The sequence below is a fragment of the Nakamurella panacisegetis genome, assembly GCF_900104535.1.
Lineage (GTDB): Bacteria > Actinomycetota > Actinomycetes > Mycobacteriales > Nakamurellaceae > Nakamurella > Nakamurella panacisegetis.
Window position 1 is genome coordinate 3,234,531 of the sequence record NZ_LT629710.1, and the last position, 23,795, is coordinate 3,258,325.

Below are 23,795 nucleotides of genomic sequence, written 5' to 3' on the forward strand. Positions count from 1 at the left end.
GCTACCACCCGAGCCAATCTTTCATCGCGTCGAGCTCCATGTGAGAGCCACCGAACGTGGTCTCGTTTTCGTCCTCGACGCCAGGGCGTCGGTATGCCTTCGGCTTCTTCGCGCCCTTGCCGGATAGGGCGAACCGCAACCACTGCAACTGGTCCACCACATCGGCGAGGATCCAGCTATTCGGATCCCATTCGGCCTGCTCGGGGTTCGCCACTCGGAACAGAGCGGAGTCTCGCGGCGCGTTCCGGCAGTAGGCCAAAAGGTCGCGCCACGAGACCCGACTCGGAACATCTGCGAGGGTCCAGCCCATCGCGAGCAGGTCAGCCGCTATCGCGTCCCAGTGATCCTCGGGGAGCGCGAGCAGGCCAATTATTCCCCCAGCGACGCGCCCGAGTGCCGACCCCAAGCCTTGTAGAGCCGCGCGAGCTCGGCGTCCTTGATCTCATCGAGCAAGTCGATCTGATCCTCGGCGAACCATTCGAGGACGAGGACCATCGCGGCGCTCTCGCCCGCGTGGGTGATCGTGCGACGCTGGCGGAACGTGAGCTCGACGGTCGCCATGCTCGGGAGCGTGATCGTCTCGCCGGTCGACAGCTCGAACGAGAAGTCGTCAGCGTTGCGGGTCGGCGCCTTGGGCCGGGTCGGGCCCTTGGCGGTCGAGCGGCGGGGGGTCGGGGATGATGCGGCCATTTGCGGTGGCTCCATTCAGGTTTGGGGGGCGGCGATGATTCTTGGGGGGTGACGACGGGCCGGGGGAACCACCGCCGGAAAGCCCGGCCCGTCGTCAGTCAGGGGTTACGGAACGAAAACGCCGTCGTTCCAGAAGATGTAAGCCTTGGTGCCGGTCGCGTCGGGGTAGGCGGTCACGGTGACGGGGTACTTCACCGCGTCGTCGTTGAGGTAGGTCACGTCACCACGTTCGGTGACCTGCCCGTCGGGGAGGATGATCCGGCCGCGCCGCAGACCGTCGGAGATTTCCAGTACCCACTGGAAGTGCAGCAGCTCGGCCGCGGTGACCTTGATCGCGAGCTTCGCGCCGACGGCCGGGCCGGCGACGGTCGCGACGACGTTCGCCTCGCCGTAGTAGATGCCGGTCGAGACGCCGTTGACCTCGATCATCTCGAACGCGTACGTCACGTCATGCGAGGTCTGCACCTTGCGAACGGTGTCGCCACCCCACGCGACGATGCTCGACGAGTCGGTCGACGTCGACTCGGTGACTCCGGCGTCGGAGATGTAGCCGACGGCGACATGGGCGGGCAGCAGGGCCGCGGCCTCGGAGATCGGGAGGGCGGTCGTCAGCGGGGCTTTCAGGACCCCGCCGGTGGCGAGTGGCTTACCGATCGCCACGTTCTTTGCATTGGGTGAACCCATGGGGGATGCCTTTCGTTCGGGGGTTGAGGGGGAGGGTCAGATCGCTTGGGCGCGCATGGCGACTTGGGCCGACCAGACGTAGCGGGGCGAGCCGGTGTCGGGGTCCGGTTGCTCGGCGGGGAAGGACAGCTCTGTCGCCGAGTACAGGACCGCGGGGCCGGTGTACCGGTCGGGCATGGCCAGGACCAGGGCGGCGACGAGCGACGCCAGGTCGGACGCTGCGGGGTCCGATTCGGCCCAACAGTCGAACGTCAGGATCGGCGACGCCACGACCAGGGAGACGCGACCAGGGCCGCCGGTGACGGCGACCCGGATCAGGCGGGCGGGCCGAGGGTTGGGGATCCGCCCGGCGACGGTCACGGGGAGCTCGCGCGCGGCGAACTCTGCGGCCAGATACTGGACTGCGACGGCGATCGGATCCGGGGCGACCAGGATCTCGGCGCTCACCTTCCGGCGTCCAGCGCGCCGAGCAACTTGTGCTCGCGCGCGTCGGCGGCCCGGGCCTCGGGCGTCGCGGTGCGGACGGTCACGCGGTTACGGTTGCGGCCGATCCACGATTGCGCCTCGAACCCTGCGCCCGCGGCGGCGGCCACCCGCCGGCCGCGCGCCACGAGATCGGCCTCGACCTCGGGGGAGCGCCGCAACTCGCGGAACCCCTTCTCGTTGAGGACTATTCGGGTCCGTCCCATTAGCCGTCGACCTTCCGTAGCTCGATCACTTGGCCGGGGGTCCGACCTGTGTAGGGGCTGCGCCACCTGGCGGGCTCGCCGTCGACCTCGAACCGCCCGGGCCACCCGTCGACCTCGCATTGATCCAGCGGGCCCACAGCGGCCGACCAGGGGGCGTAAACGGTGAGCGCGACGGGCACGCCTTCCCGGGTCGGGTCGGCGATCTCGCCTTGTGCACCTGGCGCGACGGCGCATCCCGCGACCAGCACGGCCGGGGCGTACCGCTTCACGGCGTTACCGTGCGAGTCGGTCTCGCCCGGGGCGAGCCGGGCGAATACCCGGACGTCGACCCCGTGGGCCAGCGGGGGCGGCACTACGACCAGTCCAGAACGGCGCCGCTCGACAGCGACGACAATGACACTGGGACCAGGCTCCCGAGGTCGCCGACGAACGTCCCGGACGCGGCGGCCGGAGTCGGGTCGATGGTGAACGCCTTCCGGCTCTGCGCCTTCGGCCCGTACCCGAGCAACCGTCGCTCGTCATCGTTGAGGGTCAGCGCGCCCGGCGTGTCACCCTCGAACGTGCTCGACGTGTTGAACGGGCCCGTCGTCTCGGCGACGGTGCGGAGCTTGGTCGGGTTGCGGAACGCACGCTCGACCATCGAACAAACAACCATCGTGACCCGCGCGGCGGGCAACGCCTCGGAGTCGATCGAGGCTTGGATGCCGGGCAGCTCGGAGAGGATCGTCTGCTCGGCGTCGCCGATCTTGACGGCGATTTTCGGGTCGGATACCTCGGGCGCCCCCGGTCCGATCCATCGGTCGATGAACTGTTGCGGGGTCGCCCAGGGCATCGCGGCTTACTCGCTCTTCTTGCCGTCGACGTCCTCGGCCGGGGTGGCGGCCTTCGGTCGCCGCGGCTTGGACTCGGAGTAGAGACCGGTCTCGATCAGGGTGTCGGCGATGCTTTCGGCCGTGTCGAACTTGCGGCCGGTGGAATCGAACAGGATGCGCGCCATGGGTGGTTTCCTTTGCAGCGGAGGGGAATCGGGGGGGTAGACCGCGCGCCGGTCGGAGGCATACCGACCGGCGCGCGATGAGCAGGGCCGATCAGACGGCGTTGGTGAACCGGACGATCGAGGCGGCGTCGTTCACGAGGAACCCGTACTCGGCTTCGGCCAGAATGGCGACGAGGTTGTTCTCGAACAGCGACGTCAACACGCCGTTGATCGTGACGGCGGCCTCGGTGCTCACCTTGTAGGTGATGCCACCGACGGCGCCCCATGCCACCTGCGACCAGTCGCCGGCGTAGCCGAGGATCTTCGGCGTCGCCGAGTAGATGCCCGGCGACAGGAACGACGGGCGGCCCAGCAGGCGGCCCGCGCGGATCGGTCCGGCCTCCTCGGTGTACGGGGCTTCGAGGAACAGCGGGCGGCCTGCGGTGTCCTTCGCGCCGTTGAGGATCGGCTCGAACCGGTTGTCGAACGCCGAACCGGTCCACAGCTTGTCGGCGTTGACGAGCACGCCGAGCCCGGCGTTCAGGTCGTCGTACACGGCGGTGGCGGCCGGGGTGGTGCCGGTCAGCTCGACGGCGGTCGAGCCGGTGTCGAGGTTGGTCGAGAACGGCGAGCCGGTGCCGTGCGCGGCGGCCAGGTCGAACGCGGTCGCGAACGCCTCGCCAACCTGGTTCTTCACCAGATCCATGTAGCCGGCGGGGTTGGCGCGGACCACTTCGGCCGACACGACGGCGATCGCGGTCAGCTTCTTCGGGTCCATCGTCTTGAGCGCGACGGCGGCCGAGCTGACGCCCTTCGGCGCGCCCTCACCGGTCCAGCTCGCGGCGATCCGGCCGGTCACGACGGGGATCGACTGCCCGTTGATGCCGAGCTGCACCTGAGTGCCCAGTCGCTGGACGAACGAGGAGCGCGCGGCCCGCTCGAAGATCGGGGCCGACTGCTCGCGGTTCAGGAATCCCGCGAAATCGGAGAGCTTGGTGGGTGCGGTCACGGCCATTTGTGGCGCCTTTCATTGGGGAACGGGGGACGCAAAAGCCCCGGACCGCTTGGGGTCCGAGGCTCGGGTGGTGCGATGGTCGACGGTCAGTCGGAGATGTTCAGCGCGCCTTTCAACGCGTTGAGCAACGAGTCCTCGTTGAGCCCCGGCGCGGCCGGGGTCTTGCCGAGGGTCGGGTTCTGCAAGTTCGCGCGGCGGGCCAGCTCGGCGGCGGCGGCGATCTCCTCCGGCGTCTGCTTGCCCCCGAACTCGGAGAGCAGAACGTCGGCGTCGGCCATGAGCTCGGCCTCGGTGGAACCGACCAGCCGGGCGGCCTGGCCGCGCGTGAGCCCCTTGTCGAGCGCCACGGAGTAGCGGAGCCCGGTCAGCTCGGCCGTGCTGAGCTTGCGGGCATTCGCCGCCTCGGCGTCGGCGCGCTTCTGCTCCGCGCTGCGCGTGGTGTCGCGGAGCGCGGCGAGCTCGGCCGCCGCGGTGCTGCCCGCGGTGGCCTGCGCCTCCCACGTTTTGGCCTGAGCGAGCTCGGCGGCGACGGCGGCCGGGTCCTTCCCGGCGAAAAGCGTTTCCCAGGTGGCGGGCGGGAGGGCGTCGCCCGCCGGAGGGGCGTCACCTGCGGGCTTACCGAGCAACAGCTCGGCTGCGGAATCGGGCATGTCGGGATCCTTCGGGGTCGGGGTGGTTACGGATGGGGGAGCGTGTCTCCGGCTGCGGCGACAAATGCTCGCCACCACAGCGCGGCCCAGCGGGCGGCCGGGAGCTCGTCTCCGGTGCGCCAGCCTGGCGGTTCCCAGGGTTGGCCGGCGAGCCTGAGCTCGCCCGCGGCGGTGCCCAGCTCGGCCGCTCGCGCGTCGGCTTGCGGTGTGAGGCTCATCGGTAGAGGTCCTGTCTCTCGCGGCGATTCGCGCCGGTGCGGGACACAAGGTCAGCCTTGAAGTCCTCGAACGTGTCGCGGCCACCGATCGAGTCCCAGAACTCGCGGAGCTCGGAGCTCGCCCACCTTTCGGCGAACGCGGCGGGCCCGGTGAAGAGCCCCGCGTCGTCCAGGTGGAGCGGATTCTCCGGGGGGAGATCGGCGCGGCGCTGCCCTTCGGCGTTCAGGAGGCGACCGTTCGTGACGTCCTCGGCCTCGACGTAGGTTTGCGCGACCTGCGTGCGGTACCGCTCGCGGGCGATCTGGTCGAACGTGCGGCCGGTGTCGCCGTAAGCGCGTGCCTCGGCGACGATCTCGCGCATCCTCTGACGCTCGAACGTGATCCCGGTGACCTCTTCCACGGCGTCGTAACCGTCCATGCCGTCGGCGATGAGCTGGTTGATCCGCTCTTGCTCTGCCTCTTTCGCCATGGCGCGGCGTTCGCGGGCCCGGATCTTGTCGGTCTCGGCCTTCTCCCGACGCGTGTACTCGCGTTCGATGAGCTTGATTGCGATCTCGTCGTCGGCCTCGTAGGCGGCGCTGAGCGTGGCGTCGAGGTCGTCGTCGGCGAGCTTGCGGAGCTCGGCCGAGCGTTCCTTCCCGGCGGCGGTGGCGGCCTGGCGCTCGGCGGCGGCGGCGGCCTTCGCCTCCTCGGCGGCCTTCGCGACCGCCCGAGCCTGGACGGCCTGCGCGACCTTCGCGGCCTGCGCGGCGATCGCATCGGCCGTGCTCGCGCCGATCGAGAGGGTCTCGGCGATCGAGGCGTCGCGGGCTGCGGCCCCGGCCTGATCCTCCGCGGCGACGCGGGCGATCGCTCGGGCCTCGACCTCCTTCGCGTGAAGGTTCATCGCCCTGATTGCGTCGGCTCCGGAGAGCCCGCGGGTCACCGCGGCGTACTCGTTGAACAGCGCCTCGGCGTCGTAGGGCAGGAGCTCGCCCTTCCCGATCCGCTCGGGAGTGCAGTTGCAATGGTCGTGGTAGTCGTGCCCGCCGGCGGTCTCTTTCGAGTGGTACACGGCGCCCCGACCGGCGAGCATTTGGCAGAATCCGCACGAACCGGAGCGGGGGACTCGGGCGTAACGCACACCTTCGCGGGCGGCGTTCCGCTCGATCGTCGCCCGCCCGGCCACGCGGACGAGCCGGGGCGTCGCCGAGTTGAGGTTCCGCCCGAGCTCGGCGATCGAGGCGGCGTCGCCCCCGTCCGGGGTCCACAGCGGGGACAGGGCCCAGCGTGCGACAGCCGAGACCTGAGCCGGGGCGGCGCCTCGCGCGAGCGTCGGGCGGAACGGTGACCGAACGTTGTCGGAGTCTCGGGCGATCTCGTAGAACTCCGACGCGACCGTCGCCGAGACGTTGCCATACTGCGTGACGATCGCGGGAAGGGCCCTTTGCATCGCCCGGGCGGCGGCCGGCGGGTTGTTCATGTCGAGCGTTCCGATCAGGGCCCGCGTGTCCCTGACGACCAGCGCGTCGAGCGCGGCATTCGCTTGCCGCATCTCGGCGCGCTGGTTGTCGGTGAGCATCGGCGAGCCTCCGGATCAGGCGGTCGGCGCGGCCCCTGAGTCAGCCGGAGCGACGACAGGGGCGGCGGCGGGTGTGGCGGGAGCCGAATTGGCGGCCAGCGTCGACAGCGACGAGATCAGCCCCGCGGCTTCGCCTCTCCGGCGGTCCGAGTGGATTCGCTCGATGGTCTCGGGCGAATACCCGAGCTCTTCGAGCGTGACGTCGGAATCGGCGGGCAGGATATTCGCCTGCACCTTCTTGATCACCTGATCGGTGGTCGCGGCCGGTGTCGGCGTCCCGAACTCCATCCACACGGTCGAGATCGCGCGGGCCTCGTCGGGGATCGAGCCGTCGCGGATCAGCAACGAGAGGCGCCCGACGTTCGCCCATGACGCACCGAATCCGAGCGCGCGGTTCTTGCGCCGGATCACCATGCGCGCCTGAGCGGCGTCGATCGCCTCGGCTGAGCTCGGGTTCTCGGTGACAAAGCCGAGATATGAGGCGGGGATCGCCGTCTCGCCCGAGAACAGTTGCGAATACATGCGGATCTGATCGAAATACGGTTGCGGCGAGGCGGCGGCGAACTGTTGCACGGTCGGCAGGTTGCCGTCCTCGTCGCGGGCGAGTGCCAGGAACCGCCCGAGGTACGCCTCCCACGGCGACACCTTCGACCCGTCGGCCCGCTTGAACGTGTCCTCGTCGGCGCCCAACACGGCGCGTTGCGGCGAACCGAAGAACTCGCGGGCGAGCTCCGCGCCGAGCATCGTCCGGGTCGCGCCCGCGGTGAACGCGATAACGGCCCGGTTGATCTCAGAGCGCCCCCACGGCCGGTCGGTGCGCGGGTTGTTGACCAGCGGGACCAGGAGCACGGCGTCGAGGTTGTGAACGCGGCGGTCGAGAACGGTCAGCTTGCCGTCGCGGTCTCCGAGGGTGATCGTCTGGTCGGGCAGCATGAGCGACGCGCCCGTGACGGTGCCGGTGTCGTCCGTGTCCAACAGGAGACCGGCGGTCACGCGCCGCTCTCGCCGGTTCCAGATCGCGGCGGTCGACGTCGGCGACTCGATCGAGACCAGGACCTCGGGCTCGTGCGCGGTGACCCCGGCCGAGAGTGCCGCGAAAGATGGCCCGTAGATGAAGCAATCGGCGTGAGCCATGGTCGATTCGGCCGTGAGGTTGTTCTCGGTCCACATCTGCCCGAGCCCGAGGTCGGCCCCAGACGGGACGCGCAACGTCTCGGCGCGGAGTCCCTCGTTCAGCACGTCCACGGCCATAGCCGGCCACCCGGCGACGGCCTCGATCCCCTGGAACTGAGGGGGAACAGCGATCCCGATGTGTTTGAACTCGTGCCGGAGGTCGTAGAGGGCGCGCTTCCGGCGGTTCTTCCCGGCCTTGCCGATGATGGTCGAGCCGAGCCGCATGAAGAGTCCGAGCTCGTCGTCGGTCAAGCCGACCACCTGCGACGGTGACGATTCCGTGGTTTTCGAGACACTGAGCGAGGGCGTCAGAATCACAGCAGCATTCCTCCGCTTCGTTTCTTTCGAGGTTTCGCGAGCACGGCGTTACGGGCCCCGTTCGCCATGACGGCACAGAACAGAAGGTCGATCTTGCGGGGCGAGTGCTTCTTCTCTTTCTTGAACGAACCGGCCTCGGTGGCAACGGCGTTCAGAACGTGACGCGTCAGCGCGCCCCCGTTCGGTTCGTTGTGCCCGATCGTGCCCGAGACCAGATCGGTTAGGAACTGTTGCGCGAGCGGGATGACCCGCTGATTCGTCGGTGGGATCCGGAGCACCCGGCGGCGGTGCGCGCGGGACCATTCCAGAACGTCCGACTCGTAGAAAGACGGGTCGGCCCAGAGCATCTCGACGTCGTATTCGGCGAACAGTTCCTCGATCGACGCGTTCACTTCGTCGCGGTCGACGGTCCACTCGGGGTCGTCCGGATCCGGTTCCCACAGTTTGTGAACGGCGAGAACGCCGGTCTCGATCGACTGCACGACGATCCCGGTTGCATCGCCGGAAACCGAACCGTCGAATCCGGCGGTCACGCGTTCGCCCATGACGACTCCGGAGAGCCTCAGTTGCGCGGCCCACTTCGGCGCCGATATGAAGTCGTCGCCGAATGTGCGGATCCACTGGTTCAGCCGGAACCGTTGGAACCCCGCGAACCCTGCGGTTCCGGCCGAGGCGATCGCCGAGCGGAAGTCGGCTGGGTCGAGGAGACCCTCGGCGAGATTCGGGTTCGCCCGTGCCCAGTTGCGCGGATCCGTCGGGTCGGCGTCGTCGGGGACTCCCCACCACCACATGCCGAACGACGGGTCGTCAATCTCCCCGGCGGCTACCCGCCGGCCATGCTCGACCAGGCGGCCGAGGAGAGTGTCAGTGTTCGATCCTGCGGTTGTGATGCCGACGACGAGCGACTCGGGGCGGTCGCCCGAGCCTGACACCAGAGCTTCCCACAGCTCATCTCCCCGGTGATTGGATGGACTAGAGGGCCAGCCGTGCAACTCATCGGCCACGACGAGGGAAGGCCCGAGCCCGTGCGCGCGCATGGCGTCGGCGGATAGGGCCCGGTAAATGGCGCCACGGCTCGGGACCTCCAAGACGTCGCGGTACACCTTGACGAGCCGGGAGAGGGCGGGCGAGTCGATGACCTGTTGCCGCGCTTCTGAGAACACGATTCGCGCTTGCGCCCGGTCGCCGGCGGCCGAGTACACCTGCGCGCCTTGCGGTCCGAAGATCAGGTGTTGCAGGGCGAGCGCCGTCCCAAGTAGCGACTTGCCGTTCTTGCGGGGGAGACCGATCAGGGCCCGACGGAACCGGAGGAGACCGGTCAGCGGGTCGCGTTCCATCAGAGATCGGAGCAACCAAGCCTGCCACGCGGCCATGCGGAGCGGCTCGCCCGCGCGGAACCCGCGGGAGGCTTTCAGCAGCGCGGCCGAGAAGTCGACCACATCGTCGCCGTCGGTCCAGCGGGACCGGCTCGGCGTCCAGAGGGCCGGGGCCCAGCTCGGGTCAGGCCCCGGCAGCACCAGCGGCGCGGCGTTCGTCACGGGCGCGCCTCAATTCGTCCATCTCATCGCGAACCCGGACCTCGGCGAGCCCGAGGCGGGAGCGATCAGCGGGACTGAACCCGAGCATTGAGAGCCACGCCGTGCGCTGCGTTCTCAGCTCGCGGAGCTGCGTCACGCTCGGGTGAGTCACGCTGGCGCCGTTGCTCATCTCGTACCATCGGCGATCGGGTTCGGCGCCGAGCCAGTTTCGGAGCGTGCCGATCTCGTCCTCGGCCTCGCACAACATCGTCACAAGCGGCGAATCCGCGGCGGGCGAAAGCCACGACTTGCCAGCGCCCCACACGTCGGACCAGAGCGCCGAGCCAGCGTCGCCGAGCTGGACCGGGGCGACCGGCGGGAGCCCGAGCGAGTCGAGCCCCTCGCCGATCCCCGGCGCGTCAGGCAGCGCCCGGCCGCCGGGGTTACCCGCGGCCCGCTTCTGCTCTGTCGGCTTCGGTGGTCGACCGTTCGGCCGGCCGGTTGGAGTCGCACCCATGACGCGGACCTCCAACAGTTCGGACTACTCGGGCGTCTTGACGCGCAAACCCTCTTCGTGGATCAGCTCGCGGCACGCGATGGCGACCAGCTCGACGGCCTCGGCCGGGGAAAACCCTCCGGCCACGAGCTCGCGGCGGAACTCGACCAGGAAAGCGCCTGTCGTCATGGGCGCGGCCGGGGCGTCGGGGGCGGGGATGGTGGGCAGTACGGGCACAGGGCAAGCCTCTCGATCGGCGGCGGTTGGGTGGAGCAGGACAGGGAGCCCGACCGCGCGCAGGCGCTCAGCCCCGGGGACATACACAGGGGGAGCAGCCGCCGCGGCGCGGTCGGGCGGTCATTGAGACAGCGATAGATGGGATCGATCTTGGGCAGGGTGAGCGCCCGGGAGGCTCCGGTGTGATAATCGCCGCATGTCTGACCAAGAAGTCGCACCCGAAGCTCAACCCGACGGCCCGTCGATCGACGTCGAGGTGCCGCACCCGGCAGTAAGCGCGTTCACCTGTCCGCACTGCAGGACTCGTTCTCAGCAGATCCTGCTTGGCCCGGTCCGTGGCTCCCTTGGTCGGACCTACAATGACAACGACATACCCAACTGGTTAGCAACAAAATGCTTCACGTGTCATAACGTCGCCCTGTTCCATGGGCCAACGCTCAGATTTCCGGCAGCCCGAGTGGGCCCGACACCAACCCAAGACATGCCGGCGAACATCAAAGCAATCTACGAAGAGGCTCAAGAGGTTGCGGCGGTTTCGCCACGGAGCGCTGCCGCGCTACTTCGGGTTGCTCTGGAGACCATGGTGAATGAGTTGGTGTCGGGGAGCGAGAAACTCTTCCAGAAGATCGGCAAACTGCGCGCCCTCGGTGTGGACCAAGAGATCATTGACTACATGGACCTGATCCGCGGCTTCGGCAACGATGGAGCACACGCGGGTGAGGTCAATCTAGAGGACGATCCTAAGACGGTCGCAGATCTGTTCGAGATCCTTCAGATCATCGTAGCCGACGCTATCACTCGGAAGAAGAAGAAGCAGGCCCTTCTCGGCAGGTTCTCCCAAGGTTGGCACCAGGGCAGGGAAGAGCGCGACGCGGCAGCTCAGGCCAAGGCTGATCAGTTGGGTAGCAAGGACTGATCGCTCGGAGAGATCGGTATCAGGCCAGAGAGCAACGGGGGGGCGGGTTTCGCGGCCGGATGCGGCGTCTATGCCACCCGTGGGAGATCCGGGCTGGGGGGGAGGGCTCCCCCCCAGGGTCAGCCCTTGGCCGGGTGAGCGACCTTTGCCGAGGATAGCCGACGGTGGTCGACAATGCGTCTCGTTTCGGCGTACCGACTCAGATCGGCGGTGGTGGTGCCTCGTGCATCGAATGTCTCATGCACTGCGCCTACCTGTAGGCCGCGCGCCTTGTGCGGGTCGCGGGTGGTGACGACGACGAGCTCCCGCATCGCGCGGTGGCTGGCCTCGTCGGTGGCGCGCTCCCGCTTCCACTGTTCGGCCGCGCGGATGGTGCCGGTGATCAGTACGTCGCGCATGCTCGGGTCCTCAGTGTCTCGGTCGTGCTCGGTTGCCTCGCCGCGCTGCATTGCCCTCGGCTGAGCTCTTGGCGCGGTGGCAGTGGGGCGCGATGTTCTGGTGAATGGGCGCGAGGTTGGCGAGGTTGTCGTCGTCGTTGGGCACCTTGTGGTCTACCTCGTCGGCGCCTGGTTGTCCGCATATCCAGCAGATGCCGTGGTCGCGGTTGAGGACGATCAGGCGGCGGGTTGACCAGTCGGCGGGTAGGCGCGCTTTGCGGGTGCTGCCGAACCATGGGGCGATCTGGTGGGCGGCGCATCGGCCACGCTTGACGGCGAGATCAGGACAGTCGAGACACGGTGAGGGGGCGAGCATGTCGGCCCCCGCTCTGTTGTGCTCTGCCGCGTGAGATGCCCGAGCCAAGCGCGCCGTTACCGCTCGCCGGCGGGGTGAGCTTTGCTGCTGCGGGGTTCTGGTGGCTCGCGGTGGTCAACGGTGAGCGGGGGGCCGATCAGCTCGACACGGCCCGATGGTCAGGTCGCCCGGTCACGGTGGGCGCGTCCTGCATTTGGGCATGGGGTGTCGGGCAAAAGTGTTGCACACAGGTCAGGGCGTGCGCAAGTGCCTAGGCGTGAAGGCTTCTCGGGAGAGCCAGCGGGCGAGGCTCGGGCCGTCGATGCCTCCGGCTCGGGTGCGGGTGATGTGTCCGCGGGAGAGCCAGGATCGGACGGTCCCGGGCTTCACGCCGTACAGGGCGCACACGTCGGCGACCGTGAGGCGGTCGCTCATGCTCGGGCGCCCGGTACGGGGATGCCGACGCGGCGGCACCATGCGGCGTACTCCTCGGTCGGTGGCATGGGGAACCGCTCGCCCTCGGCGACCTGTCCGTCGGCGTGGGTCGGCCGGTTGGAGGGCTCGGGCTGGTACCCGGCGACCATCACTCGGACGGCCCCGGTGCGGAGCTCCGCGGCGGCCAGGACGGCGGCGGGGCTCACCATGGGTCGGCCGGCGCCTCCGAACCATGGGCGCCCGTCGGTGGGGTCGAGACTGTATGTGCGCCTGACGATGTGCTCTTGCCATTCGGTGAGCGGGCCGGTGTGCTCGGTGAGCCATTCGACCACGCGGTCGGCGAGCGGCCGGTCGGCGGCGGCGCACAGTCGCTCGATGGTGCGGTCGCGGTGAGCGATGGTGCGGCGTTGTTCGCTCATGGTGGCTTCGGCCTCGGCGTGGTAGCTCTCGAACTGGGTTGCGATGCTCACGGGGTGATCTCCTCGGGGTCGGTGTCGAGCGTGGATTCGGCGAGGGCGAGGACGTCTCGCGGCCCGTAGCGTCGGCCGCATGTGTGGCAGGTGATCGGGGTGTCGGGCCCGGCCCGGTAGACGGGGGCGAGGCAGTAGTCGAGGGGGCCTTCGAGCTCGGGCGGTTCGGTGTCGGCGCCCCACTCGATCCAGTCGAGCGACCAGGGCGGGCAGCGGGGGAGCCAGGAGGACACGCACGGGCCGAGGTAGATCGCCCGGTCGCGGTCGTGGGCGCGGTTGAGAGCTGTTGTTATCGCGCGTATCTCGTCGTAGCAGTCGGTGAGGAACGGGGCGGCGAGGAGCTGCGGCCAGTACCACGGATCTTGAAGGACTGAGAGTGCGCCCCCGAGCGTGTAGATGGGTGAGTCGTCGCCCGTGAGCTCCAACAGGTTTGCGGCCCAGGCGCGGACGGCGGCGGGCGGGTAGGTGACGCTCGCGCGATCCTCGGGGTCGAGGGTGGTCCTCGGGTCGAGTAGGGCGAGGACGTCGAGGCGCAGCGGGGCGGGGCTCGCGCCGGGGGCGCCGGTGTTGGTGCGTTCCTGCGGGCCGCTGTCGAGGATCTCGGTCGAGAGGGTGAGGTAATCCCGTTCGATGGATCCCAACCATCCCCAGAGCTGGACGGTGCACCGTTCGCAGAGCTGCCCGGCGGTGTACCAATCCCACCGCGGCGAGGGGGTCGGCCGGCCGAGCCCGGCCGGGTCGGGTTGGCGGCATCCCCGGATGCACGTCTCGATCATTCGCCGGTCCTGTCGTGTTCGATCGCTTCGTCGTCGCCGAATTGGCGCCAGTCGGGCCAGGTCCGGCCCTCGTTCTTGTCCTGCTTCGCTACCAGAGCGGCGACGACGGCGGCCGGTGTGGCGACTCTGAGCGCGCCGTCGAACGCCAGGATCACGACGTCCATCCATTCGGAGAGATCCTCTGGGGCGGCGGCGATCTCGGCGATCTCCGAACCAATGTGGGCGAGGATGCCGGTCGTCCGGGGTGCCGGGCCGAAGGTCTCGCGAGACCATGCGGCTTGCCGTTCCAGGTGGGCGGCGAGGTCGACGGCGGATCGGCGGGCGTGCTCTCGCCGTCCGGCGGTGGTGTCGGCGTAGTCGGTCATGCGTTGGTCCTGCGTTCCAGGGCCGCGGGGACGACGAGACCGGCGGCGAGGCGCCAGGCCCAGCGGCGCGCGTCGAGCTCCTCTTCGGCGTCGAGGTCGGCGCGTAGCTGTGCGGCCCATTCGCGCTGCGCCCGGTAGATGCTGGATGCGATCTCGCCTCGGTTGGTGCGGTTGCGGAGCATCGGGGCGGCGACGAGATCGCGCTCGTTGACGCCGAGGAGCTCGGGGGTGACGTCGGGAATCTTCACGCGGTTTCCTTTGCGGGGTAGGCGGTTCGGTGCCAATGGCACTCGGCGCAATGGCTGCTCGGGTAGGTGGTGAGGGCGGGGAAGCGGCATCGGGGGTCTTGCGTGACGTGGCCGGGGCGGTGCCCGGCGAGGATCTCGTCGTCGGTGCGGTCATTGGGGCTGTCGCCCGAGCTCACTCGGTGACGCTCCAATCCATCGGGGCGGGCTTGTCGGGGGTGAGCTCGATTCGGCATGACGGGGTGTCGGCGAGCTCGATCCGGTAGGACTCTTCGGCGATGACTCCCCAGTGGTCCTCGGGGATCAGTCCGGCGTCTCGCATCCCGTCGAGGGCGGCTTTCATGGTGGGCGTTGAGGCGCCGACGTCGCGTTGTATGCGGTTGGTGACTACCCAAACGAACCGGGCGTGTAACGGGCCGGGGAGCGGGCCGACTGAGGCGACGATCGGGCGGGCGGTGAGCTTCGCGGCGTGCCGAATGTCGCGCGTGACGCGGGCTTTCGCGTGGGTGCCGAGCCGGTGGTTCGATCGGAGGGGAGGCGCCGGCCACGGCATGGGGACGATCACGCGGAGTGGACGAGGCGCATCGGGCCGAATGAGCGATTGAGCTCGGCCCACGGGCGGGGCGCTGGCGGGCGTATCCCGTTGCTCGACCAGAGCCCGGCGGAACGGGAGAGCTGCCAGGAGTCGCCGTCAGCGTCGAGCACGATCGAGCCGACTCGGAGGTTCGAGAGCTGCTGCGGGGTGAGCAACGCGGGGGCGGGATCTTCGAGGATCTCGGCGTCGACAATCGAGCCGAGCTCGACCAGTTGCCCGAGGCGGGCCTCGATCGCGAGCAGGGCGTGACCGTTGCCGAGGGCGATCTCCCGGTCGGGGTTCTCGGTGGTGCGGGGGTTGATCGCTTCGCGGAGGTGTTGGGCGGCGGCGGCGCGGTGATCTGTCATCGGGTGACCTTTCGGGCTCGGGTGAAGCGTTCGAGGGCGAGGCGCACTTGCTGCGGCGCGGGGATCTCGGGGGCGGTTCGGCGGGTGATGCCGAGGTCGCGGTCGGCGAGGGCTCGGGCGGCGGCCGGGGGGTGTCCGTTCATCAGGCGGGCGTGCCAGGCTCGGCGGTATCGCTGCTCGGCCTGGTAGGGGAGACCGGGGGGGAACGGGGGCTCTCCGGCGGCGGCGATGATCCGGCGGCGGTTGGCTTTGACGGCGGCCATGAGCGAGGCGGGCATGATGCGCTCGGTGGTGGTCGAGTAGTGGGCGACGACGGCGTTCGACGCTTCTCCGAGGTCGAGGTCGCCGAGCGCGGCGGCCCAAACCTTCGAGTCGGCCTCCCCGACGGTGCGCATGTCGAACGCGGCGCACACGCCGAGGAGCTTCGCGGCCTCGGACGGCATCATCGGCGGGCCCCGGCCGAGATGTGCTCGGCGAGCACCCAAGCCTTGACGGTGGTGTCGTAGGCGATCGGCCGGCCGATTCCGTATGGGGTGCGGCAGCACGCGCAACGGCCGGGGGTGCTGGCCGGGGCGGGCGCGTAGAGGCTCACGCGGGGTCACCCGAGCGGCATCCGTAGGGCGAGCAACCGTCGGCGCTGCCTTCCTCTGCCTCAATGTCCTTGATCAGTTCGAGCGCGTCGAGCTGGCGGTCTTTCCACTCGCCCCGCGTCACGCGGTCGATTGGGGCGATGGAGAGCGGGAGGCGCGAGCGGTGCAAGAACTGCTCGCCCCGCATCGGGACGCCGCGGCGGCCACCCTTGCGGATCTCGACGTCGAACGCCACGGCGTCGGCCCATTCTTCGGGGCGGTTGTCGCGGAGCTCGCGCCATGCTGCGTTTCCGTGGAACGGGCACCCGATGCACGCTGATTTCTCGGTGGTCCAGCCCTTGCCGTTGAGGTATCGCTCGCAGTCCTTGCGGGACCACCCGAGGTCGAGCAACGGGTACTCGGTCGCGAGGTATCGCACGGAGTCATGGGCGCGGTTCGCCCTGTGGATCTCGTCGGTTGAGAATCCGACCCATTGCGTCGCGGTCCTGCCTTTGGGGACGCGGAGGAACCGCGGGGCGGGGGCGCCTAGGAGCTCGCGCACCTTGCGCCGGATCGGTACGAGCTTGTATTCGCTGGTGCATTGACGGCGGCCCATCCCGTCGGAGCCATCGGGGTTCTGGACGAAATACGGCGCGGAGACATAGCGACGATCCGGGTCGATCGAATCGCTCCGGAGGTTGCCGCTCGACACTCGGTAGACGGGCACTCCCGCGAGGGCGGCCTCGCGCTCGATTCGCTCCAAGTGCCGGTAGACGGCGGCCGGTTCCCATCCGGTGTCGGCGAATATGGCGCCGTCGGGCTTGGGGAGTGTGCCGTCGAGTGCGAGCAGAAATAGGGTTGTGGACTGGACTCCCGCGCCGAGCGACAGGAGGGTGAGGTTCACTCGGCGACCGCGGCGGCGTACCGGTCGCCGTCGGCGGGTGTGCCGTCCCATGCGCTCTCGGGGACCGAGGCGACGAGCTCGGAGCGGCGGGGGAGCTGGTCGAGCCCGAGGATTTCGAGCAGTTCGTCGGCGACGGCGGCGCCGGTCACATAGTCGGAGCCGGCGAGGTTCCGGCGGGCTTGGGCGCGTTCGGCCTCGGTCCCTTTCCAGTCGCGGGAGGGGCGGATCGAGCCGAGGGTGATTGCGTTGTCCATGGGTCAACGTCCGATCGAGAGTGGTTGGCGGTTGGAGTGCTGGCGCTCTTCGGCTTCGAGCCGCTGAGAGACGCTCAGGGCGTTTGTGAGGCGCTGGTCGGCCGTCGACCCTCGGGAGGGCGCCCCGGCCGACTGGCGGGGCAGGCAGGCGGGGTCATTCCACGACTCAGCGCGGAGCCAGGTCGCGGGGTACGGCGTGAATTGCGGGTCGCGGTTCGGGTCGGCCGCGAATCGGGCAGCCCCGGCGATGATCTGGTCGGCGTCGCCCTTGCGGGTTACTGACGTCCAGGCTTTGAGCGCGTCGGGGCGCTTGGCCTTCCGGGGATACGTCTCGTAGAACTCGGCGAATCGGTCGGGCTTCGGGGCGATCTCGGACGCGTCAGCGGCCAAGGTAGTTAGAGCCTGTTCCTCTGTTCCCCTGTTCCTCTGTTCCCCTGTTACAGACGCAACATTTGTCCCCAACCCTCGCGAGGGTGTCGCGAGGGTCTCGCGAATGACGGCGTTTTCGCTGGTCGGCAGGGGGTAGCGCGGCTTATTCGGCCGGTCGATCTTCTGGTGCTCCCAGCCGGTCACGTACAGGAACGGGCGCCCGTCGGCGGTGACGTATCGGACGATCAAACCGGTCGAGAAAAGGTGTTGCAACCCTCGCGAGACTGTCGCGAGGGTCTCGCGAGGGTCGTCCTCCAATGGGAACAAGTCGGCGCAAATGAGCTTCTCGACGTCGCGGCCGACCCCATTGTCATCGACGTATTGCCACAGCCCGACGAACAGGAGACGGGTCGGCCAGTCGTGCGCGGCTATGTCCTCACTCGACCAAAACTCGGGCTTGATGCTGCGGATTCGCACGGGCGGTTCTCCTCTCTGTGCGGCGGTCGGGCGGGGATCAGAACGGGGGCTCGGATGCGTACCCGCCACCGGCGGACGGGGGTGCCTGGCCCCACGGGTCGTCGGTGCTCGGCGCGGCCGGGGCGCGGCCTCCGGAGCTCTCGCCCTTCGGGACGCGGCGAACGGTGGCGGTGGAGTACCGGAGCGACGGGCCGATCTCCTCGACCTCAACCTCGAAAACGGTTCGCTTCTCGCCGTCCTTGGTCTCGAATGAGCGTTGAACGAGTCGGCCGACGACGATCACGCGAGAGCCTCGGGTGAGGGACTCGGCGACGTTCTCGGCGGGTTGGCGCCACAGGTTGCAGCGGAGGAACAGGGGGGCGCCGTCCTTCCATTCGTTCGATGCCTTGTCGAACGTGCGGGGGGTGCTCGCGACGGTGAAGTTCACGACGGCGGCGCCGGATGCGGTGAACCGGAGCTCGGGGTCGGCGGTGAGGTTGCCGATCAAGGTGATTGGGGTTTCGCCAGACATTGCAGGGCCTTTCAGAACGGAGGATTGCAGCGGTGACCCTGGCCGGCGGGGCATCCGCACGGCTGGGGCTCAGGTTGGGGGAGCGGGAACAGGGGCGAGCGATCCGCGCGGATCTCGTCGCGGGTGCGGATCATTGGGCCCGACGCTTGCGCCGGAGGATGAGCTCGACGCGCTCGGTCCCGGTGAGACCTCCGGCGATCAGGTTCGGGTCCTTGATCGCGAGAGCGTCGGCGAGGCATTCGGCCCGGACCGGGCACCCTCCGCAAACGGCCTTCGCCTCGGCGACCCCTTCGGCGTCCCTCTCGTTCACGGCGAATCGCTCGGGGTCGCCGGTGGCGCACGCGGCCCGGTTGCGCCAGGTCTGCCCGGCGATGGATGCGAGAAGGTGGGCGGGTAGGCGCCGGTCGTGACGTGCGGCGGCGGCGGCCGATACACCCGTCGGCCGCGGGGCTTCGGCCAGGGCTCGGGCGGCGCAACTCCGGCAGATTCTCAGAGCCGCGCGAGCATTCTTCGAGGGGCTCTGGTTGGCGACGGTGCGGGGCTCGCCACATCGGGCGCAAGGGATGGTGATCGTTGCGGTCATCGGCCGGCCCCGGCCCGGTAGCGCGTCGGCGTGGTGAACCAGCGCCAGAGCTGGGCGGCGACACAGACGACGAGGGGCGCCGCGAAAATGATGCACAGCGCCGCGGTCTGCCCGGAGTCGATGAACAGAGCGAACAACGCGGGCAACACGTAGTCGATCAGGGTGAGCGTCGCGGCGACGGCGATCAGCCAAAAGGCGAGCCGGGCGGCGAGCTTGGTCGGTGTCACAGGAGGTCCTCTGCGGGGTCGATATCGGAATCGAGGTAGTCGAGCTGGTCGTCGCGGTCGTCGTCCTCCCACCCGGCGAGGTGTTCCTCGGTGAGCCGGGCGAGATACGCGTCGTAGTCGGGGGTCATGCGGCGGTGGCGGCGACCAGCTTGTCGCGGGTCTCGTCCAGTCGGGCGACCGCGGCGGCGAGTAGCCGGTCGAGGCGGGCCCGATCTTCGATTGCGACGCGCAGATCTTCGGCCAGGTCGTCACACCGGTTGTCGGCGTCCTCGCGCTCTCCGGTGAGGTTCTCGACGTGGCGGGTCAGGTTGCCGAACGCGGCGACGAGCGTGAGCATTTCGCCGGTCAGCTCGGGCAGCCCGGTCACGCCTTCGCCTCGGCATCGAGCACGGCGACACGGGCGGTGATGTGGTCGGCGATCTGGTCACGGGCCGGGTGTTCGGCGACGGCGCGGTACAGGCCGGCCAGCTCCTCGCGGTCGGTGCTCTCGGCGATCTGGCGGGCGAGGTCGGGGTCGATGATCCGCGGGTCGGCGACGAGCGTCGCCGGTTCGGTGTCGGGTTCGCTGGTGCCGAGCAACGCGCCGAGACCGGCCGCGCCCGAGCGCATCGGGACGGGCCCGGCCTTGACGGCGGTTGGCGCGCCGGTCTGGTCGACGTCGGTTTCGAGCTCCTCGGGCGTGTAGATCATCCCGGCGAGGACCTCCGAGCAAGCCTGGCGGACACATTCGGATTCGGCGCGGGAGCGGAGCATCGCCCGCGGGTACTTCTGCCACACGTCCTTACCGGTGAGCTTCGCGGAGCGGGCCTCCTCGATCGTCCACGTCACGGTGAACGGCGACTCGGGGTCATCTCCTCGGGCGATCTCGATCGTGCACCGGGCGGCGCTCGATTCGATGACGCGCACTCGGTGACCGGCCCGTCGGGCAAGGGCGACCATGAGATCGGCCGACGGTGACGGCTTGCCTTCGATCACATGCACGGAGATCACGGCATTGATCATCGGAATCGCGAGAGCCTCGGCGTAGGCCATGGCGTAGAGCACGTTCGCGGGGTTCTTGCGGTACTCCTTGGGGAGCAAGTTCGACTCGGCAACGGCAGTGGCGTAGGCCACCTTTCCGGCGGTCGCATCGTGTATCTGTAGCTCGGTCATGAGGCACCTATCAGTGTTCGGTCGAGCGGACGTTTGGACTTCAACAGGAAGGGGCGGCCCTGGCCCTTGCGGGACCGGGATGCGATGGTCTGGCGCGTTTTCTTCTCGCCGGTGACGGCGTATTTCGCGGCGCCCATGGCGTCGAACACCTGGTTACGGGCGAGCCCGTGGCGGTCGGTGGCGGCTTCGAGCGCATCGAGTGAGTCGACGTACTCGATCGCGAGGCGCGGGTCGAGCTGGTGGTCGGTTCCGTCGATATCGGGGGTGACGCTGCGGATGCTCTCGTATGTGGCGATCGACGCGTCGAGCTCGGGCAGGCGACCCGCTTCGAGAATGTCGAGGAACTCCTCGCCCTTGCGCTGCATCGCGCTACCGATCTTCGGGTCGTAGCGGAGCACGTACTCGCCGAACTCCAATCGCTTGCCGAGCAACGGAAACGAGATCCAGTCGAGTTGCAGGACGTGACAGGTCCACATGCCTTGCGCGGCGTAGTAGATCGGGATATGGCCGGATCCGGGCTTGCCCCATCCCACGTCATCGCCCGCGTCGGTCTTTGCCTCGATCGGCACGATCTCGCCGGTCTCCCGGTTCACAGCCAGGGCGTCAGGGTTGACGGCGGCCCAATCGAGCCCGTCGCGGTAGAACGTGCGGCCCGAGTCGGGGTGACGGTCCCACTCCGGGTGCTGCCCGAATACCCAATTGACGACGGACGGTTCGAGGTAGTGCCCGCGGCCCTGTTCGGTGGTCTGCGGCGGTGCGGTTCGGTTGCCGACCATGAGGTCGCCGAGCGAGCGGGCGGACTCCCACGGTGAGATGCCCAACACCGCGGCCATTTTCGAGGCGGTGAGGTAGCGGAGCCACTCAGCCGAGCCCGGTTCGAGTGCGGGCCCTGCCTTCACTGGTAGACGATTCCGGCGACGACGAGCGGGTCCGTCGAGAGCTTGGGCAGGTCGACGCGTCGGAGGGTCAATGCTGCGTTGAGCTCGGCGCGGTCAACGCGGGTGCATTTCGGGCCGAACGTGTAGGCGACGAGCGTGCCGTCGGCGATCCGGCGGTACACAGTCCGAGCGGATACTCCGGCCCACACTGCGGCGGCCTCGACGGTCACGAGCTCGCGGGGTGTAGCGGTCGGGTCTGCGGGGGTCGGCGTTTGGGTGTTGGTCATGGTCGGTGCTCCTTGGTCGGGTTCGGTTGGCGGTGGCGGGCTCTATCCGAGGCGGGCGAGGTACGTCCGGATCGCGGCCGGGGCGTACATGCGACGGCGGCCGAACTTGATCGACGGAATCTCTCCTCGGCGGGCCCTGTCGCCGACATACCATTCGCTCATGTTGAGGCGCTCGGCGACCTCAGTAACAGTTAAGTAACGTTCGGCGAGCGGGTCAACTCCTTGTGCCGCAACCTTTGTCGATCGGGCAGTGCTGGTCATCGTTCGGCTCTCCTCGGCGTTGTTCGGTGGTGTGATGCCAAGTTATGCGGAACTAGGCGTGCATGCAACTCCGGGCATTCACGCCTAGCTCACATGTTCGGGAGTTACTACCCGATTACTCTTCGTATGCGCGGCAAGCGGTTGGGCCGATTAAGCAACACGCGCTCGGACGGGTGAATCATCGTGGGTTGTCGCGAACGCAAGACAGGGCCGGTGTGCAAGCGTTACTGTTTACGGGTGAACCTAAGAGATCTCGAAACGTGGCCCGATTACCTCGCACGTATAAGCAACGGTGCAGCTCAGGTGTCGATCGCGCGGGCGGCCGGCGTCGACGCGGGGACCATCAGCCGGTGGAAAACCGGCCGCGGGCATCCATCGCCAGAGAGTGTGATCGAGCTGTGCAGACACTTTGAACGTTCACCCATTGAGGGATTGATAGCGGCTGGCTACCTGTTGGCCTCGGAGTGCGACCGTGTGGTAGAGGTCGTCAGACCGATCACGGCTCGATCGAACGAGGAGATCCTCGCCGAGATCAGCCGTCGGTTTGAGGAGAAGAGCAGATGAGCAGCGTTACCGATAGGTGGACGGTTCCCAATCCCGAGAAGGGGGCCAAGCCCGCCCGGATCCGCGGCCCGCTGTATGGCGTCGGCAAGCGGTGGCAGGCTCAGTGGGCCTCGCCGAACGGGACGCGTCACCGCATGGCCTTCGAGGTTAAAGGCGAGGCGCAAGCGCATATCGAGGACCAGGAGAGCAACAAGCGGGGCGGGCAGTACGTCGCGCCGAACCGGGTCACTGTCGGCGATCTCTGGCCTCGGTGGCAGACGGTCAAGTCGCGGCTTGCCCGGACCACGCGCGAGGGCTATGACGGCGCGTGGGACCTGTACGTCGGCCCGCGGTGGGCGAACGTCCCGGTCGGCGAGGTCGACAAAGCGTCGGTCATGGAATGGTTGCCGACTTTGCGCACCCCGGCGACCTCGCGCAAGTCGCGGCGCGTCGGGCAGCCCGCGACGATCACCCCCGGCCGGCCGCTCTCGGCGAGCTGGGCCCGGCAAGTCGGCATCGTCCTAACCGGTCTCCTCGATATGGCGGTCGACGGTCGTCTCATCCCGGCGAACCCTCTCGTCAAGATCGGCGCGGCCATGCCGAAACAGCTCCCGAGTGAGCGGCGGTATCTGTCCGTCGCCGAGGTCGACCAGCTCCTCGCGGACGCGGAGACGGTCGGGATCGGCCTCGCGGTTCGGGTGCTGGTGTTCACCGGCATGAGGCGCGGGGAAATGGCCGGGCTTCGGGTCGGCGACCTGGACGTCGAGCGGCGGCGCCTCCGGATCTCCCGCGACGTCGACTCGCACGGCGACGTCGACAGCACGAAAACGGGACGGCATCGGGACGTCCCGATCGGGCCGACTCTGCTCGCGCTGCTGGGCGAGGCAGCGGCCGGCCGGGACCGCGACGACTGGCTCGTGCCCGCAACGGGCGGGGAGCGGCCCTGGGCGCGCGATAGTTGGCGCGGACGGTGGGCCCGGGCCTCCGCGGCGGCCGGTATCGGCGGGCTCGACACACACGAGCTCAGGCACACCGCGGCGTCATTGGCGATCCACGCGGGGGCGAACGTCAAGACGGTGCAACGGATGCTCGGCCACGCAACGGCGAGCATGACGCTCGATATCTACGGGCATCTCTGGGACGACGAGCTCGACGCGGTGGTCGTCGCGGTCGATCTGCATATGGATGCGGAGCGCGCTCGGTTTGCTCCCGGGCCCAACCCAGTCCCAACGGCGGCCCCGGCGGGGAGGCTTCATCTGGCCTGATCAGGGGCGATACGCGCTCGGCGCGGGTCAAACACCTTGACTGGGGGTCAAGGGGTCGCAGGTTCAAATCCTGTCAGCCCGACGGGGATGATTCACTGAGAAGAGGCTCTGCCGGGTACCAACCGGCAGGGCCTCTTTTGTGATGTCTGCCGGGACGCGCCCGCGTTTGGCCTCCTTCTGCGAAGTAATGCGCCACCGCGTCGGACCGGACCAGAGACTCGATCGCCTCGGTCTCCGTCCTCGGAGTGACGCGAGCCCACCGGGGTACGCAGTAGACCGGCCCGACCGCACCGGGTGTGTTCGGCATTCCACACGGGCAGCTACCACCGCCCGACCAACTCTTCCGACATCGACGTAGCGACTGTCCGACGGTCTCATGGGGAGCGGGTCGGCCTGGGCGAGCGCAGAC

General features: G+C 68.7%; 39 protein-coding genes and 1 tRNA gene. 4 read left to right on the plus strand and 36 right to left on the minus strand.

Going from position 1 to position 23,795, the window contains the following annotated elements; genetic code table 11:
- Position 1: 1 nt before the first annotated feature.
- From BLS97_RS22920 to BLS97_RS14465, 15 genes are all read right to left on the minus strand, one after another.
- On the minus strand, positions 2-214 hold the full coding sequence (locus tag BLS97_RS22920; protein ID WP_157695428.1) for a hypothetical protein: 213 nt from the start codon (positions 212-214) through the stop codon (positions 2-4).
- A gap of 155 nt (positions 215-369) precedes the next feature.
- Entirely contained in the window at positions 370-690 is a 321-nt protein-coding gene (locus tag BLS97_RS14405; RefSeq protein WP_090476957.1) for a hypothetical protein, read from the minus strand.
- Positions 691-795: 105 nt separating this feature from the next.
- Entirely contained in the window at positions 796-1,374 is a 579-nt protein-coding gene (locus BLS97_RS14410) for a phage tail tube protein (RefSeq protein WP_090476958.1), read from the minus strand.
- 36 nt (positions 1,375-1,410) lie between these two features.
- A complete protein-coding gene (locus BLS97_RS14415; RefSeq protein ID WP_090476960.1) occupies positions 1,411-1,821 on the minus strand; it encodes a hypothetical protein in 411 nt (136 codons plus the stop codon).
- Complete coding sequence (locus BLS97_RS14420; protein WP_090476963.1) at positions 1,818-2,063, minus strand: hypothetical protein; 246 nt, start codon at positions 2,061-2,063, stop codon at positions 1,818-1,820. Before BLS97_RS14420 ends, BLS97_RS14415 begins: the two co-directional genes overlap by 4 nt.
- Positions 2,064-2,415: 352 nt before the next feature.
- Positions 2,416-2,895 (minus strand): hypothetical protein, encoded by a 480-nt coding sequence (locus BLS97_RS14430; RefSeq protein WP_090476967.1) that lies wholly within the window; start codon positions 2,893-2,895, stop codon positions 2,416-2,418.
- A 6-nt stretch (positions 2,896-2,901) separates the two neighbouring features.
- On the minus strand, positions 2,902-3,060 hold the full coding sequence (locus BLS97_RS22925; protein ID WP_157695429.1) for a hypothetical protein: 159 nt from the start codon (positions 3,058-3,060) through the stop codon (positions 2,902-2,904).
- 91 nt (positions 3,061-3,151) lie between these two features.
- Complete coding sequence (locus tag BLS97_RS14435) at positions 3,152-4,054, minus strand: phage major capsid protein (RefSeq protein WP_090476969.1); 903 nt, start codon at positions 4,052-4,054, stop codon at positions 3,152-3,154.
- An 86-nt stretch (positions 4,055-4,140) separates the two neighbouring features.
- Positions 4,141-4,704, minus strand: a complete 564-nt coding sequence (locus BLS97_RS14440) for a hypothetical protein (RefSeq protein WP_090476971.1) — start codon at positions 4,702-4,704, stop codon at positions 4,141-4,143.
- Positions 4,705-4,730: 26 nt separating this feature from the next.
- Positions 4,731-4,922 (minus strand): hypothetical protein, encoded by a 192-nt coding sequence (locus BLS97_RS22930; protein ID WP_157695430.1) that lies wholly within the window; start codon positions 4,920-4,922, stop codon positions 4,731-4,733.
- Entirely contained in the window at positions 4,919-6,484 is a 1,566-nt protein-coding gene (locus BLS97_RS14445; RefSeq protein WP_090476973.1) for a VG15 protein, read from the minus strand. Before BLS97_RS14445 ends, BLS97_RS22930 begins: the two co-directional genes overlap by 4 nt.
- A 15-nt stretch (positions 6,485-6,499) precedes the next feature.
- Entirely contained in the window at positions 6,500-7,909 is a 1,410-nt protein-coding gene (locus BLS97_RS14450; RefSeq protein ID WP_157695431.1) for a phage portal protein, read from the minus strand.
- A gap of 62 nt (positions 7,910-7,971) precedes the next feature.
- Positions 7,972-9,513 (minus strand): terminase large subunit domain-containing protein, encoded by a 1,542-nt coding sequence (locus BLS97_RS14455; RefSeq protein WP_090476977.1) that lies wholly within the window; start codon positions 9,511-9,513, stop codon positions 7,972-7,974.
- Positions 9,476-10,009 (minus strand): P27 family phage terminase small subunit, encoded by a 534-nt coding sequence (locus BLS97_RS14460; RefSeq protein WP_157695432.1) that lies wholly within the window; start codon positions 10,007-10,009, stop codon positions 9,476-9,478. Before BLS97_RS14460 ends, BLS97_RS14455 begins: the two co-directional genes overlap by 38 nt.
- Before the next feature lie 24 nt (positions 10,010-10,033).
- Complete coding sequence (locus BLS97_RS14465; protein ID WP_090476981.1) at positions 10,034-10,225, minus strand: hypothetical protein; 192 nt, start codon at positions 10,223-10,225, stop codon at positions 10,034-10,036.
- A gap of 196 nt (positions 10,226-10,421) precedes the next feature.
- On the opposite strand from BLS97_RS14465, the gene BLS97_RS14470 reads away from it, so the two are divergent.
- Complete coding sequence (locus tag BLS97_RS14470; protein WP_090476983.1) at positions 10,422-11,141, plus strand: DUF4145 domain-containing protein; 720 nt, start codon at positions 10,422-10,424, stop codon at positions 11,139-11,141.
- Between the two features lie 119 nt (positions 11,142-11,260).
- Here the strand turns inward: BLS97_RS14470 and BLS97_RS14475 are convergent, their stop codons facing one another.
- From BLS97_RS14475 to BLS97_RS14575, 21 genes are all read right to left on the minus strand, one after another.
- Positions 11,261-11,539 carry a hypothetical protein gene (locus BLS97_RS14475; protein WP_090476986.1) on the minus strand — a complete coding sequence of 93 codons (279 nt, stop codon included), beginning with the start codon at positions 11,537-11,539 and terminating at the stop codon, positions 11,261-11,263.
- Between the two features lie 765 nt (positions 11,540-12,304).
- Complete coding sequence (locus BLS97_RS14485; RefSeq protein ID WP_090476988.1) at positions 12,305-12,778, minus strand: hypothetical protein; 474 nt, start codon at positions 12,776-12,778, stop codon at positions 12,305-12,307.
- Positions 12,775-13,554, minus strand: a complete 780-nt coding sequence (locus tag BLS97_RS14490; protein ID WP_090476990.1) for a hypothetical protein — start codon at positions 13,552-13,554, stop codon at positions 12,775-12,777. Before BLS97_RS14490 ends, BLS97_RS14485 begins: the two co-directional genes overlap by 4 nt.
- Positions 13,551-13,919, minus strand: coding sequence for a dATP/dGTP pyrophosphohydrolase domain-containing protein (locus BLS97_RS14495; protein WP_090476993.1), 369 nt, complete (start codon positions 13,917-13,919; stop codon positions 13,551-13,553). Before BLS97_RS14495 ends, BLS97_RS14490 begins: the two co-directional genes overlap by 4 nt.
- Entirely contained in the window at positions 13,916-14,167 is a 252-nt protein-coding gene (locus BLS97_RS14500; RefSeq protein ID WP_090476995.1) for a hypothetical protein, read from the minus strand. Before BLS97_RS14500 ends, BLS97_RS14495 begins: the two co-directional genes overlap by 4 nt.
- A 172-nt stretch (positions 14,168-14,339) precedes the next feature.
- Complete coding sequence (locus BLS97_RS14510) at positions 14,340-14,729, minus strand: hypothetical protein (protein ID WP_090476999.1); 390 nt, start codon at positions 14,727-14,729, stop codon at positions 14,340-14,342.
- Complete coding sequence (locus tag BLS97_RS14515; protein ID WP_090477002.1) at positions 14,726-15,106, minus strand: hypothetical protein; 381 nt, start codon at positions 15,104-15,106, stop codon at positions 14,726-14,728. Before BLS97_RS14515 ends, BLS97_RS14510 begins: the two co-directional genes overlap by 4 nt.
- Positions 15,103-15,552 (minus strand): hypothetical protein, encoded by a 450-nt coding sequence (locus BLS97_RS14520; RefSeq protein ID WP_157695434.1) that lies wholly within the window; start codon positions 15,550-15,552, stop codon positions 15,103-15,105. The genes BLS97_RS14515 and BLS97_RS14520 overlap by 4 nt, the downstream gene beginning before the upstream one ends.
- Positions 15,549-15,698, minus strand: coding sequence for a hypothetical protein (locus BLS97_RS22935; protein WP_157695435.1), 150 nt, complete (start codon positions 15,696-15,698; stop codon positions 15,549-15,551). The genes BLS97_RS14520 and BLS97_RS22935 overlap by 4 nt, the downstream gene beginning before the upstream one ends.
- Complete coding sequence (locus BLS97_RS14525; protein ID WP_197676186.1) at positions 15,695-16,579, minus strand: adenine nucleotide alpha hydrolase family protein; 885 nt, start codon at positions 16,577-16,579, stop codon at positions 15,695-15,697. Before BLS97_RS14525 ends, BLS97_RS22935 begins: the two co-directional genes overlap by 4 nt.
- The gene (locus BLS97_RS14530; protein WP_090477009.1) at positions 16,576-16,833 is read right to left on the minus strand and encodes a hypothetical protein; all 258 of its coding nucleotides are present in this window, start codon (positions 16,831-16,833) and stop codon (positions 16,576-16,578) included. The genes BLS97_RS14525 and BLS97_RS14530 overlap by 4 nt, the downstream gene beginning before the upstream one ends.
- A 3-nt stretch (positions 16,834-16,836) precedes the next feature.
- Positions 16,837-17,679, minus strand: a complete 843-nt coding sequence (locus BLS97_RS14535; protein WP_090477011.1) for a hypothetical protein — start codon at positions 17,677-17,679, stop codon at positions 16,837-16,839.
- A 37-nt stretch (positions 17,680-17,716) separates the two neighbouring features.
- On the minus strand, positions 17,717-18,190 hold the full coding sequence (locus BLS97_RS14540; RefSeq protein WP_090477013.1) for a single-stranded DNA-binding protein: 474 nt from the start codon (positions 18,188-18,190) through the stop codon (positions 17,717-17,719).
- Positions 18,191-18,320: 130 nt separating this feature from the next.
- Entirely contained in the window at positions 18,321-18,773 is a 453-nt protein-coding gene (locus BLS97_RS14545) for a WhiB family transcriptional regulator (RefSeq protein ID WP_090477015.1), read from the minus strand.
- Positions 18,770-19,000, minus strand: a complete 231-nt coding sequence (locus BLS97_RS14550) for a hypothetical protein (RefSeq protein WP_090477016.1) — start codon at positions 18,998-19,000, stop codon at positions 18,770-18,772. Before BLS97_RS14550 ends, BLS97_RS14545 begins: the two co-directional genes overlap by 4 nt.
- Complete coding sequence (locus BLS97_RS24240; RefSeq protein WP_269457444.1) at positions 18,997-19,128, minus strand: hypothetical protein; 132 nt, start codon at positions 19,126-19,128, stop codon at positions 18,997-18,999. The genes BLS97_RS14550 and BLS97_RS24240 overlap by 4 nt, the downstream gene beginning before the upstream one ends.
- Positions 19,125-19,367 (minus strand): hypothetical protein, encoded by a 243-nt coding sequence (locus BLS97_RS14555; RefSeq protein WP_090477019.1) that lies wholly within the window; start codon positions 19,365-19,367, stop codon positions 19,125-19,127. Before BLS97_RS14555 ends, BLS97_RS24240 begins: the two co-directional genes overlap by 4 nt.
- Positions 19,364-20,152 carry a recombinase RecT gene (locus tag BLS97_RS14560; protein WP_090477021.1) on the minus strand — a complete coding sequence of 263 codons (789 nt, stop codon included), beginning with the start codon at positions 20,150-20,152 and terminating at the stop codon, positions 19,364-19,366. The genes BLS97_RS14555 and BLS97_RS14560 overlap by 4 nt, the downstream gene beginning before the upstream one ends.
- On the minus strand, positions 20,149-21,051 hold the full coding sequence (locus BLS97_RS14565) for a YqaJ viral recombinase family protein (protein ID WP_331710742.1): 903 nt from the start codon (positions 21,049-21,051) through the stop codon (positions 20,149-20,151). Before BLS97_RS14565 ends, BLS97_RS14560 begins: the two co-directional genes overlap by 4 nt.
- Positions 21,048-21,317, minus strand: a complete 270-nt coding sequence (locus tag BLS97_RS23540; protein WP_197676187.1) for a helix-turn-helix transcriptional regulator — start codon at positions 21,315-21,317, stop codon at positions 21,048-21,050. The genes BLS97_RS14565 and BLS97_RS23540 overlap by 4 nt, the downstream gene beginning before the upstream one ends.
- 42 nt (positions 21,318-21,359) lie before the next feature.
- A complete protein-coding gene (locus BLS97_RS14575; RefSeq protein ID WP_090477025.1) occupies positions 21,360-21,578 on the minus strand; it encodes a helix-turn-helix domain-containing protein in 219 nt (72 codons plus the stop codon).
- A gap of 237 nt (positions 21,579-21,815) precedes the next feature.
- Between BLS97_RS14575 and BLS97_RS14580 the strand changes: the two genes are divergently transcribed.
- The 3 genes from BLS97_RS14580 to BLS97_RS22940 all read left to right on the plus strand — a co-directional run bounded on the left by BLS97_RS14580 (position 21,816) and on the right by BLS97_RS22940 (position 23,468).
- Positions 21,816-22,142 (plus strand): helix-turn-helix domain-containing protein, encoded by a 327-nt coding sequence (locus BLS97_RS14580; protein WP_157695437.1) that lies wholly within the window; start codon positions 21,816-21,818, stop codon positions 22,140-22,142.
- Entirely contained in the window at positions 22,139-23,386 is a 1,248-nt protein-coding gene (locus tag BLS97_RS14585) for a tyrosine-type recombinase/integrase (protein ID WP_090477029.1), read from the plus strand. The genes BLS97_RS14580 and BLS97_RS14585 overlap by 4 nt, the downstream gene beginning before the upstream one ends.
- Positions 23,387-23,404: 18 nt before the next feature.
- Positions 23,405-23,468: transfer RNA gene (locus tag BLS97_RS22940), tRNA-Leu, on the plus strand.
- Positions 23,469-23,795: the final 327 nt, after the last annotated feature.